Source organism: Filimonas zeae (assembly GCF_014641615.1).
Lineage (GTDB): Bacteria > Bacteroidota > Bacteroidia > Chitinophagales > Chitinophagaceae > Filimonas > Filimonas zeae.
Genome location: NZ_BMIB01000003.1, coordinates 25,079 through 38,108, shown reverse-complemented (window position 1 = coordinate 38,108; position 13,030 = coordinate 25,079). Strand labels below are relative to the sequence as shown.

Here is a 13,030-nt window from a genome sequence, read left to right as displayed (position 1 = left end):
ATTCGTTTTTTACGGCAATCAATATCATAAACAGCCCGTTGACAAGATCCTTCAGGAAAAAAGCTATTTATAATACTTAAACATAAGCAACTCTACCAAATAAAAAAATGCCCCATATCTCTGTAAACCCATGACACTGGTGTACATTTAATAACTATGACTATTACACAACAATTAGCCAAACATTTGCGCGATGTACACTTCGGTGGTAACTGGACCAGCGTAAATCTGCGCGACACTGTTAGAGATATTACCTGGCAACAAGCCACCACTAAAGTATATACTTTCAACACCATTGCCGCTTTGGTATACCATATTCACTACTACGTAGACGCCGTACTTAAAGTGTTACAGGCAGAACCACTGAACGCACACGACAAATTTAGCTTTGATGTACCGCCAATACAATCTCCGCAGGAATGGGAGCAACTATTGGAAACCACCTGGAAAGATGCAGAACTGTTTGCAGCACTGATTGAAACATTGGAAGACGAAAAACTGCAGGAATACTTTTCCGATGAAAAATACGGTAACTACTTCCGTAACCTGGCAGGTATTATTGAACATTCGCATTACCATCTGGGGCAGATAGTATTGATAAAAAAAATAGTGCAGGTAGAAACACCCGTTTAACGGGGCTACTACGCCTGCACCAATCCGGAAACATCATTGCGGAATGAACTGCAAAAAACAAACTGGAAACGCATCCTTCTTTGCAGTTCAGGCAACACGCACTTTATTCTCCTGGTCAACGAAAAAGAGGCTGCACCAGGCAGCCTCCTTAAAACAAAAACCGAAAGTCTATCGTAATACCATCACCCGTTTTCTTACAAGAAGCGAATTGCCGGAATACAGTTGTAAAAAGTATACACCATTGGTAATAGATGCAGGCAAAACAATACTGTTCTGCTGTACCACCCCTTGTGCAACCGCTGCTCCATTATTATTATACAGCGTATAACTGCCGGCCTTCCCTTTCAGCCCTGAGAGGTACACAACACTGCTGGCGGGGTTAGGATACACCTGTATCTCCATATCCGGCGTGCCGGCAAATGCTGGTGCTGCACTTTGTGTATTGGTCACCAAAGCGGTACTGCTTGCCGCAAGTGTAGCAATATCAGCAGCATTCAGTGCATAGTTATAAATCCGGAAATCATCATAAATATGATCACTATACGGATCTGCGGGAAACTGTGAGCGACCGAGGTAATTGATAGCGGTAACCCCCATATCCGATGGCTTCACTGTAGCTCCGCTGTCCGTGTATTGCAATACGCCGTTCGCATACAGTTTAAACACATTACCACTCTGCGAAATGGTAAGATGCACCCAGCTATCCAGCGGCACTGCATAAGGAATGTAACGATCGTACGTACCGGCCGGGCAGGTAATTTTATACCGCACCGTCTGGTCTATTTTAGGTACCAGCACCATAAATGTGCCTGTACCATTTCCAAAATCAAACAGGCGGGTGTTATTACCCTGATTAGCTGGCAGCTTTACCCAGGCTGCAATGGTAAAGTTATTCAACTCACTCACCACTCCTGCCGGCAAACCTACATAAGAAGAAGAAGCTTTTACCAGCTGCACCGCTGCATCGTTCTGGCCGCTGGCCCACACAGCGCTATTCTGCAAACTTCCGTGAAAAGCACCCCAGGTATCTTCCGCAAAAGTGCCGGTGTTCTCATTAAAGTTCAGATGCAGGTGCTGCCCTGCTTTAGGCGTAGCAGTAAGCGCAGCTGTTTGCGGACTGCTACCGGCTGCGTTATAAGCCACCAGTTTATAGTAATAAGTGCTGTTGTTACTGATATTATAGGTATCCACGTAACGCACGGTATTCACATTAGTAGCAATGGTACTATATGTTCCGTTCACCGTGGCAGAGCGCAGAATATTATAGCTGGCATCATACATAAAATCCCAGGTAAGCGTTACCCGTCCATCACCCGATGCTACCCGTGGGTTTACCACACCGGCAGGTGCCACCAGATCTTTCGTACGCAGCGTTAACACCGTTGAGTTAACACTCTCCCCCGCCGAGTTCAGCGAGGTAACCACGTAATAGTAATTGGTAGAGGGGGTTAAATTATCATCCGCAAAGCTGAGCCCGGTAGTACGCGCTGCAATAGTAGCAAACGGACCAGACGCACTAAGCGATCGCTTCAGGTTATAAGAACGCGCCGTAGCTGCCGCAGTCCAGTTCAACTGGTTTTTAGTGGAAGCCAGTGCGGTACCCGTAAGGCTGGCTGGTGCCTGCGGAGCATTATCACGCAGCACTTCATACAATGCAGAATACACCGAAGCACTGAGGGCTGTATTGTAGGCTTTTACGCGATACGTAGCTTTGCTGTATACACTATCAGTATAGGTAAGTGTGCTACCTGCCGTATATCCTGTAAACTCCTGAACTGTAGTAAAGTCAGCGTCTATCCCATCCCGTTTCCTTTCCAGCACATATTTACCACCCAGCTCTCCGTTTAAATCACGCCAGCTCAACCGCACCCTAAAATAGTCAGACGTATCTATAGCACCACTCAGCGGTGCCGCCACCAGCTTCCAGGTATGCGTAAACGCTTTCTGCGGGTTGTACGCAAAGTCAGACTTATTGGCCGCATAATACCTTCCCGCAGGGGTAAGCGTATCAGCCAGTATCATAGCACGCTTATCCTCCACCCAGTTGTATATAGAATAACGTTCTACAAAAGAACAGGTATCCAACACACGCAAAATACCTTGTAAATCTGCCAGCTGCTTGGCCTGCTGCTCAGGAACGGTAGAAGGCCAGGCCTCCCCTGTCCAGTTAGCACCATTATTCCACTCTGTAATCCATAAAGGACGTTTTACCTGGTCATAAACCGCTTTCAGGCCGCTGTACCACTGTTCGGGCGTTCTGCTGTTCCAGTAACAATGAATTGCTACATAATCCACCCGGTAATTCAGGCTATCACACTTGCTGATGAAATTGTACAACCAGCTGTTAGGGTTACTCGGTGCAGGCGACCCTATCCTCAGGCCCGACTTCATCATTTCCGGCCACTGGCTCAGCGCTTCTTCTATAGTCATGTTGGCCTGGTCAGGGCGGTCAGGCTCATTAAAGCCCAGCAAATGGTTTACGTTCTGTTTATTGCCAATATCTGTCCACGAAGGCCAGCCACCATGCTGCCGTATAATAGCATACTGCTGGTTGCTTGTGGTTTGCCCGGCTATATTCCAGTCGTAATACCAGGTAGCGTTCACCTTGTCCAGTGCATTACCGCCACCGGCCCAGCCTTTCTTACTCACCCAATCCCATTTAAACACGCGGATAAACGAGGTTGTAGCCACCAGTCCTTCCGGCATAACATTCACCACCAGATCGCGGTCGTTGGCTACAAACACACGGCTATAGCCCGATCCGTCTGCATTGGTAGCAAACGTAGCCGAGTAACCTCTCTTCAACACAAACGAACGGATAGCATTATCAAACGCACCCAGATTGTTATGGTACGTCTGTATCTCCATGGTACGGCTGCTGCCGCCCAGGCTGGCCTGCGTATACACCTGCAAAGCAGCCTGTGAGGTTACATTTCCATTCGGTATTATCACAGTACCGTTCTTATAAATGGCAATACGCGCACTGGTATTACCCGATGCCGATACGCCATTAATATAAATATTACTCAGCATTCCTGCCGTTACGGTGGAAGGCTTTACATTATCCAGAAACAGCCACGCATCATTGCTGTTCAGCTGCACCGTGCTGTTTACAAGCGGACTAAAATCGCCCGTCAGGTGCAAATCCGTTTTACCAGGAACAATGTAATTGATATTCACGCTGGAAGGGAAAAATGCAATACTATCTGTAATAGTAGTATTCTGTTTTGTCTGCACCAGTACAGAGGAAGGGGCATAAGCACCCTCATCATAGGTAACAGAAGCAATGTCCATATTCACCGCACCGCTGGCATAGTTCTTACCAAACAAAAAGCGGGGCGTTATCTGTGCTTTCGTTACAGAAAGGTCTGCCACAGAATATAAAGCCCAGGAACCGGTAAAAGTGAGGTAATACACGCCTGCCTCCTGCGAGGTAAACAGAAAGCTTTCCCGCTTCAGCGCCTTCGTTCCCTCCGGGCTGAAGGTATGGGTAGCCAGCCGGTCTGCTGCTGAAGTGGTTTTACCAATACCCGCTGTTATATATTTACTGCCGGTAGCATTGGATACATATGAGTGCAGCATAGTAAAATCATAAGTAGTATTGGCTTCCAGCGTAACAGGATAGCTGTAACAGGCACCCGTAATAGCACTGTTATCCCAGCGCAAATACAGCACCCGCCCTGTCCAGGCACTATTGTTATATGTATGTGTGTTGGCAGTAGTGGTTACATCCATGTAACGTACACCGCTGCCACTGTTGGCAGTATTAAACAGCGCAGTGGTGGTGCCGGTAAGCGCCCAGCCATAGGTTGCGGGGCTACCCGCTTTGCTGGTATCCGTACCTGCCCAGTTGGCTATCAGGTTGGTGGCCTTCAACTGCAGTTCGCCAATCGAATACAATCCCCAGGTACCGGTAATACTCAGGTAATAAGTACCCGCCTCCTGCGTGGTAAAAGTAAAGTTGCTGCGTACCAGGTTTTTAGTACCCGCTGGCGTAAAACTCTGCGAGGCAAAACGGGCAGAAGCCGCTGTTGTTTTACCTACACCCACCGTAAGGGTTTTACCACCCGTAGCATTAGATACATACCCCTGTAGCATAGAAAAAGTATACGTGGTATTGGCCTGCAGCGTAACCGGATAGGTATAGCACGCATTAGCTATATCACTGCCATCCCAACGCACATACATGGCCCTGCCGGTCCAGGCAGCTCCATTATACGTATGTGTGTTGGCGGTAGTAGTTACATCCATATAACGCACACCCGCAGTATTATTGGCAATGGTAAACAACCCCGTATTGGTAGTGCCGTTATAGGCCCAGCCATAGTCCGCAGGCGTACCGCTATTGTTGCCGTTAACACCAGCCCACCCGGTAAGATATACAGCGGTATCCTTCACAGGCACCACCGGGTCATTCACCTCCGCGCCGTTTACAATGTCCTTTACATCAGCCAGCGTACCCGCCTGTATAAAAGCGCCGTTGTGATAGTAAAAAGCAGAATCATTTTTTACTGCTATCCGTAAAGTTTGCTGGGTAGCAGCAGGAAACACGGAAAGCGCCTGGGGGGAATTAAGACTGGCGGTATTACTTACCCCGGACGCCCCCATACTTAAACGAAATCCTTTAAAAGAAGCATTACGGGCTTCAATATCCAGCCCGCGCCCCGCAGCAGCATTTACCCGGCCGGTAACCTCCAGGGTATAGCTGGCAGGTAGGGTAACCGGCTTCATTACCGTATCTACCTGTGTAGCATTGGTAAACGTGCGGGAACTGAATAAAGTGTTGCTTAATGTGCCTTTCACAGGCAGAACGGGTGTTTGGGCATTGCCCGTGGTACACAGGCAGGCCATAACAACCCACAGTAGTAGAAAATTCCTCATATGGCTATTGTTTAATGCAGTGTTTATAGCGGTTTCCCGCCAAAGGCCGCGCACAGGCAATCGTCAGCTTCGTATCATTGGCAATGCACAAAAATAACAGCCCGTAACAGCAACCGGCATGGGGGTATTCGCAAAAAAAGGGGGACAAATCTGCACGCTATACCGCCCTCAGAAAGGCTATCCCGTTATTTTTAAGTAGTTTGCGCCAAACTGTTTCAATAAGAATATGGACGTTAAAATTGAATCCAGCTGGAAAGAAGCGCTGCATCAGGAATTTAACCGGCCCTATTTCCAGGAAGTAACCGCCTTTCTGAAAACGGAAAAAATGCAGGGCAAAACCATCTACCCACCCGGCGCACTCATATTTAATGCGTTTGAAAAAACGCCTTTCGATAAAGTGAAAGTGGTAATACTGGGCCAGGACCCCTACCATGGTCCCGGACAGGCCATGGGTTTAAGCTTTTCCGTTCCCGAAGGCGTACCTCCACCACCCTCACTGGTAAATATTTATAAGGAACTGAATAAGGATATTGGTATGGTTATTCCCAAAACAGGCGACCTTACCCCATGGGCCAGCCAGGGCGTACTACTGTTAAACGCCGTGCTTACAGTAAGAGCCAATGAACCAGCCAGCCACAGCAAAGTGGGTTGGATGAGTTTTACCGATGCTGTGATACGCAAAATATCTGACGGGAAAACAGGGGTGGTATTTTTACTGTGGGGCAAGTTTGCGCAGGAAAAGCAGATTCTGATAGACGAAACCAAACACTATGTGCTGAAAGCAGCACACCCTTCGCCCTTTAGTGCCGACAAGGGCTTTTTCGGCTGCAAACACTTCAGCAGAACCAACGAATTACTGGCAAAACAAGGACTGGACCCGATAGACTGGACGGTATAATTACCTTTGCAGCGTATATAGAAGCATAAAAGACAAACATGAATTTAGTTAAGAACATAACAGGCAGGATTTGGGCGCTCTGGGGTTTAACCACCTTTTTCGCTACCATGATGATAGCAATCTTCTTTTATCTGCCCTGTTTTATTATGCCAGAGCCTAACGCCGCCCGCTGGCACCGTCAGGTATCCCGCGCATGGATGCGTGTTTTCCTGCTGCTGGCAGGATGCCCCCTGCGTATCAGAGGAAAGGAAAACTATACACGCGGCAGAAACTATGTGGTTATCTGTAACCACCGCAGCCTGATGGATGTACCCGTTACCACCCCCTTTATGCCCCAGGCCAATAAAACCATCGCTAAAAAAAGCTTTGCCGTAGTACCCATCTTCGGTTGGATTTATTCGCTGGGTAGTGTACTGCTCGATCGCAAAAGCGCGGTAAGCCGCCGCAAATCCTTCGAACAGATGCGCAAAGTATTGGGTATGGGCCTGGATATGGTAATTTACCCCGAAGGTACCCGCAACCGCACCAGCGAACCGTTAAAGAAATTTCACGATGGCGCATTCCGCCTGGCTGTAATAGCAGAAAAACCTATCGTTCCCGTACTTATTTTCAATACAGATAAGGTGTTACCTGCCAATAAAGTCTTTTACATGCTACCACATCATCTGGAAATGCATTTTCTTCCTCCTGTGGAAGTATCTGCTCAGGACAATGTAAATGAGTTAAAAGACCGTCTGTTTCAGATAATGACCGATTATTACCGCAGCCATCATAAGCCTTAATAAAGAAAAGCCCGGCACAAAGCCGGGCTTTCTTCTTCATGCATATATAGGACCGTTACTTTACGCGCGCACGGTCCTATATATACAGCAACAGCCGCTATAAAAATAGCAGCTGCCACATCAATGTTAATACACTATTTAATGAAAAGGCGAAATTACAAAAGGCAGATACGGCTCCAGCTCAACTCTTTCTCGTGTACAAAACTCAGTAAGGTTAATCCTATACCTACCAGCCCATTCAGCAGATCCTTCTCACGGGTTCGGTACAGGCCGCTTTCCAGCTCATGCTCCAGTAAATCCATCATCTTTTCCATCCAGAAATAATAGCCCTTTTCATAAGCAGGCAGCGGGCGTAACTTATGCAGGGTTTTATACATCTGTGCCACACCAGAAGCGCCTGCGTAAAAGCCAGCATCGGTGCAAAGCGTTTCCTCTTCCGTAATGCGCATCAGAGACGATGTGCCAACAATATCCGCTACCTGCAGGTATTTTTGATTACTCAGTGTATCTGCAGCATGATACAATAACAGCGCCTCCGTTAAATCACCACCATTCCAGCCAAGCCGGTTAGAATAGGTACGTTGGTGGGTAACACTGTTGACTGATTCGGGAAAAAAGGAGTATTGGGCGCTCTCATTGTCTACATCCTGCTTTACCTGCAGCATATAACTGATGCCGCGGGTAATAGCCATATAATTACGGTCTATGCTAATACCTTTTTCCAGCGCCTGAAGCAGAATAAGCAGGTAGGCCGGCTGCCCTTCGGCAAGGCTGAAATCAATAGTATGTTTATGATGCCCTGCTCCATTGCGTATCCAGTAACGGCTCAGGTTTTGCACCGCATGGCTGTCTATCTCTTCCAGCAAAACCTCTATCTGCTCGTGTCTGCCTTTGTTGTGCATCGTATTCAGAAAGCTGAACAAAATACCAAAAGAGCCATTCAGAAAGCTATTGGAATCATTGGCAATGCAACGCCTTGCCCATGTGTAACAGTATTGCTCAATCAGTTCGCGCTTGCGGGGTTGCAACACGTAGTGGCCCTTGCGCTCCTGCATATCCGCCAGGTATAGCAGTCCGCTTAACCCCTTGGTTAAACCGGGGTTCCAGGTGCGTACACTCTGCTCATCTACAAGGGCAAAAGCTTCGGTAAGCAGGTTATCGGCCAGGCGGCCATACACCTCATCGCCGGTAGCTTCATACAGCGCGGCATAGTACAGTATTAAATCGGTATCAGGTGGCTGCTGTGGCAGGTAGTCTGCTTCATGGTACAGGATGGCCTCTTCTGTTTTTTCCAGTAACAGCGAGGCACGGGCTTTCAGCGTTTCCCGGTATACAGTGGGGGCTTCTATGTCTTTTGAAGCGTATAGGTAACCAATTCCCTTCATGTGACGTTATTAGAATACAAATCTAAAAAAGGCACCTATACGTATTCAGACCATTATGTGAAACTGAGTTTACGGCATGTAAAATGAGGTTATAGCCTAGTCACCCATCAGTCTGGAACGCATTCTATCCATAAACCCCTGCTTATAGGTAGCACTTAATGGTACGCGCATCTGGGTATCGTGCATTAACAATTCACCGTTTTCCACACTGGATATAGACTTCAAGGCAACTATAAACGATTTATGTACCCGCATAAACTGGCTGGCAGGTAAACGCTCTTCCAGATCCTTCATGGTCAGATAAGCAAGAATTCTGTCCCTGCCCCGCTGAAAAGCAACATAGTTACCCATGGCCTCTACAAAGTCAATATCATCTACATTAATCTTAATCATCTTACCCTTCTGCTCTGCCTTTACAAAAATGTAATCGTCTGGTATAGCATCAGGAATAAGTGCGCTTTGTGAAAGAATAACGTTAGATACACGCTGTACCGCTTTTACAAAACGGCTGAAGGCCACCGGCTTCATCAGATAATCCACTGCATCCAGCTCATAACTCTGTACAGCAAATTCTGAAAACGCGGTACAGAACACTACTTTAACAGCGGGCCCCAGTACTTTCATTACATCTATCCCCCCCATTTCATCCATCTGTATATCCAGAAAAACAAGGTCTGCTTTATGCTGCTGCACCAGCTCAATACCCACCAGCGGATTAGTGGCAGTGCCCACCAGCTGCAGGTTGGGCATCTTTTTCACGTACATCTCAATTACATTAATGGCAAGCTGCTCATCATCAATAATCACGCACTTGATCATGCATTCATTTTTTAATAGTTAGTTCAAAAGTATAAGCATCCTCACCATTATCCGCCTTAATCTCATACTTGTTTTTAAAGGAAAGATCCAGCCGCTTACTCAGATTACTCAGACCTATATTGTGCGAAGCCAGCTCCAGCGAAGGCGTGGCTTTCTTTTTATTATGGCAGTAGAAATAGATATTGTCTTCCTCCAGCTTCACCCGTATTACCAGTGGGCGGGATGGGTCTTTTAAATCGCCGTATTTAAAGGCATTCTCTACTATGGTAATAATAGACAGCGGCGGCAGCATATGGCCTGCCATGTCACCGGTTACGCTGAAGTCCACCTTTAGTGCACCTGAAAAACGTACCTGATGTATATCAATCAGCGTTTGCAGGTGTTGCAGTTCGTTACGGATGTTTACTTTTCCTTCCTCTGCCTCAAAGCTCTCCAGCGCATAGCGCATCAGGTGTGACAGCTTCATTATATTATCAGCCAGCTCCTGCGAGTGCATCAGCGCCTGCGAAAACAGCACGTTTAAGGTATTGTGCAGAAAATGCGGGTTAATCTGCGAACGCAGGAAGGCATATTCCAACTCCAGCTTCTCCTGCTGTATCTTCATCTCCTGCTGCTTCAGCAAAGCATTTTCCAGCTCCTTCTGTTTCTTCTCCCGTTCCAGCATAAAGTTCTCTTCCTGTATTAACCGCAGGCTCTGCTCGCGTTTAAACAGCGCACGTATCATATAATACAACAGCGCATACACAAAGTACTGCAGGTAACCGGTAAGGGCAGCCTGCAAAAACTCGGGCAGCTTCATGCTTTTGTATATGTATATGCCCACATTGGCAAGCACCCGGTAGGTGTAGTTATACCCCAGGTACAGGAGCGACAGCAGCGAACCTATCAGCGACAGTATGCCCAGAATAAAACTTTTCTTAAACAGCTGTAAGCAGGCAAGACATACGTAAAAAGACAGGCAGAACGGCAGCAGATGGGCAATAACTTTAACGGGGGCAATAGTGGGGTCTGTTATGCAGTTGACAATATAAATATACAACGCATAAACAAACCAGGCGGCAACGTGCCTTAGCACGAGCCGCGTCTGGTTGCTGTTTTTTAATCCGGAAGAAGACATAACTGTTTGTAAAGGGGGTAAGTACTTCAACAGGCTAAATATAATGTAAAATACAATACGTATTTAACCATGCAGAAGTTTATGCCCTAAGCCTGAATAAACACTTTATGTGCATATAACTGTTCAAATACCTGACTGCTGATTTCCTCTCGCTGTACAGCGTTGCTGAACGATTTAAACAACAGCTGATAAATATCTCTGTTAACCGGGTAAGAGGTATAGGATTGTTTATGAAAGAGGTACCACTCGTTGCCGATATTAAAAACGCCATACCGGCTTTTGTTGAGATGAAAGGCGCCGGTAGCCGGGTGCGTATCCTGCTGCACAGCGTCTGCTCCGGTAAAGGCCTTACAATCTACCATCTTGTGAAGATACATCCAGCACTCCCACTGCTCCGGATACTGCTGTAACAACGGTGCAAAAGCATTATAAATCTGCTGAGTGGCTGTAGCTGCATACTGCTTTCTGGATACCGTGGTATCGGGGTAAATAGCCTGCTCAATACGCAGCCGTATGCAGTTAAGGCTGGTGCGGTAACTTACCACCGGTATTACAGGCACATTGGCCAGGTGCGACAGATACGCCACACCACTGCGCGCATAAATATGTCCGTTCAGAAAATCAATACGCGTACGGTTTTCATTGTGAATGGTATCATCACCCGACCCCGTATTACCATCAATATATATTAAAAGCGATCTTCCTTTTTTCAGTTCACGCAGCATCTGTAACCCTGCATTCGGTTGCTGGGCCTCTATTACCGTAAAGGGCTGCTGCCGGTTGTATTCACGCGCATACATCTGGCTAAAAGCTTCGCCTTCGCCACGGGCTATATGGTTGGCAGCCACTACCGTAAATGGTATACCTGCCGCCGCCAGCATATGATTCAGCACCCGGTTGCTGCCCATATGAAAAGTACATATAATAGCCGGGCGGTTTTTCAGTAAAGCAATGGCATCTTCATAAGCGCCTTCGGTACGCACCTGGTTTAACGCGTCCGGGTGGTGGTAGTCCAGCATACTCAGCTGCTGATGCATAAGCATTTGAGAAAACAGGGCCTCGTGGGTATCTGCCGGTATGCCGGGCAGAAAATTAAGCAGGTTGGCGCTTACAAAATTGAACGTTCTGTTAAGCGTATCATCCTGGCTAAGGTCTGCTTTAAGCAAGGTGCCAGCTGCTATACGCTTCCTTTCGGCCAGGTATTGTTTTTTGCTCATTGCTACAGAGTTTATACAGTTGAACAGCATGCTTTATCAACACCCATATGCTTACCACCGTAACACACGCAGCCAGTACACCTGGTAACGTTACGGTAACATAAGCAAAGCCCCGCTGCTGCACATGAGCAAACAGCGTACGGCAATTATTAACAATCAGTGAGGCCACTTCTGCGTACACAAATAACCAGAACACAATACCGGCAAGTGTGTAAAAGTGTAAAGCAAGGGGAAGGGAACCTTTTAACTGCCGCCATTTTCCAATACCACCCAGCAACAGACCGGCGCCAAGAGCCGCCGACTTTGTCCGGAGATTGGGGATATTAAAGTAGTCGCTGAATAACCAATATCCATCGTAGCGGAAAAAAGGGATTAAAGAAATCACCATGCTGATTGTGTTGCTGATAATAAGCGTACACAGAAGTGGCTGACTGATGTTTGTATAAAAACAGGAAATAAGAATTACGTTAACAAGCAATTGAAAGTAAATGCCTCCTATGTTTACTACATTACGCTTACCCGCGCTTAGCTGCCATACATCTGATACATTGGCGTACAAAACCGGGAAGATGAAGTACAGGCACATACCTATTTCCCGTGGCCGTATGCCAAAGGAGAATGCGGCGCTGGCATGCCCCACTTCGTGCAGTAATATAATGAACATAAAAAGCGGATATACCACCAACATGGCACCGGGCGACAACTGCGTTACAGAATGCTTCCATAATGCGGCAGGCGACAGCAGATGCTGGTTATACAAAAACAAAAAGGTAGCGGCAACAGAAAAGCAGAAGAGAAATGTAAATAACTGTGGCTGAAATAGTGCAGCAAGCACACGGTACAGGCCATGCAGGCGCCCCTCCTTTATCAGCGGCACGCGCAAATGCACGTAGTGTTGTTCTGTAGGGGTTGCAACCGGTTCTGTGTGTACAGAGGTTAGCACCTGGTTCAGGGTATTTTCTACAAAAGCGGGTGTAAACGAAGTGGTATTATGCAGCACATTCATTGCAGCTGCTATATCACCGGCGCTTTTACCGCTTTTATGTTGTAATAATACCTGATACAAAACAGCACTCAGCTGGTACATGCTGCCTGCCTTGTTCAGCAGCAAGTACCGCTCTTGTCCGTTTTCCTCAGTTTTTTTCAATTCAAAATCCATTGCGTCCTTCTTTGGGGGGAAATACATAGTATTCAAAGGCAGTTCTTTTGGCAAAAAACTGCCTCAATACATAACTCGGTGGTGTTTTTCAGAAGTGGCAACGGCTGCTAAAAGCCAGGTGTGCATAGGTAAGTCAACG

General features: G+C 47.0%; 9 protein-coding genes. 3 read left to right on the top strand and 6 right to left on the bottom strand.

The features are described 5' to 3' along the window. The first annotated feature begins 156 nt into the window (after positions 1–156). A complete protein-coding gene (locus tag IEY13_RS13125) occupies positions 157–633 on the top strand; it encodes a DinB family protein (RefSeq protein WP_188952801.1) in 477 nt (158 codons plus the stop codon). A 168-nt stretch (positions 634–801) separates the two neighbouring features. On the opposite strand, the gene IEY13_RS13120 is transcribed toward IEY13_RS13125, so the two are convergent. Beyond that, positions 802–5,514, bottom strand: a complete 4,713-nt coding sequence (locus IEY13_RS13120; protein WP_188952799.1) for a glycosyl hydrolase — start codon at positions 5,512–5,514, stop codon at positions 802–804. Between the two features lie 226 nt (positions 5,515–5,740). Here IEY13_RS13120 and ung point away from each other — a divergent pair, with 226 nt between their 5' ends. Together ung and IEY13_RS13110 are read left to right on the top strand one after the other, a co-directional pair. After that, complete coding sequence (gene ung / locus IEY13_RS13115) at positions 5,741–6,412, top strand: uracil-DNA glycosylase (RefSeq protein WP_188952797.1); 672 nt, start codon at positions 5,741–5,743, stop codon at positions 6,410–6,412. Between the two features lie 38 nt (positions 6,413–6,450). Then, positions 6,451–7,194 (top strand): lysophospholipid acyltransferase family protein, encoded by a 744-nt coding sequence (locus IEY13_RS13110; RefSeq protein ID WP_188952795.1) that lies wholly within the window; start codon positions 6,451–6,453, stop codon positions 7,192–7,194. A 155-nt stretch (positions 7,195–7,349) separates the two neighbouring features. Here the strand turns inward: IEY13_RS13110 and IEY13_RS13105 are convergent, their stop codons facing one another. The 5 genes from IEY13_RS13105 to IEY13_RS13085 all read right to left on the bottom strand — a co-directional run bounded on the left by IEY13_RS13105 (position 7,350) and on the right by IEY13_RS13085 (position 12,891). Further along, complete coding sequence (locus IEY13_RS13105; protein WP_188952793.1) at positions 7,350–8,579, bottom strand: lanthionine synthetase LanC family protein; 1,230 nt, start codon at positions 8,577–8,579, stop codon at positions 7,350–7,352. 96 nt (positions 8,580–8,675) lie between these two features. After that, positions 8,676–9,398 carry a LytR/AlgR family response regulator transcription factor gene (locus IEY13_RS13100; protein WP_188952791.1) on the bottom strand — a complete coding sequence of 241 codons (723 nt, stop codon included), beginning with the start codon at positions 9,396–9,398 and terminating at the stop codon, positions 8,676–8,678. Positions 9,399–9,402: 4 nt separating this feature from the next. Then, positions 9,403–10,515 carry a sensor histidine kinase gene (locus tag IEY13_RS13095; RefSeq protein WP_188952789.1) on the bottom strand — a complete coding sequence of 371 codons (1,113 nt, stop codon included), beginning with the start codon at positions 10,513–10,515 and terminating at the stop codon, positions 9,403–9,405. 86 nt (positions 10,516–10,601) lie between these two features. Continuing rightward, positions 10,602–11,732, bottom strand: coding sequence for an LpxL/LpxP family acyltransferase (locus tag IEY13_RS13090; RefSeq protein WP_188952787.1), 1,131 nt, complete (start codon positions 11,730–11,732; stop codon positions 10,602–10,604). After that, positions 11,674–12,891: a zinc metalloprotease gene (locus IEY13_RS13085; protein WP_188952785.1), complete on the bottom strand. Its 1,218-nt coding sequence runs from the start codon at positions 12,889–12,891 to the stop codon at positions 11,674–11,676. The genes IEY13_RS13090 and IEY13_RS13085 overlap by 59 nt, the downstream gene beginning before the upstream one ends. Positions 12,892–13,030: the final 139 nt, after the last annotated feature.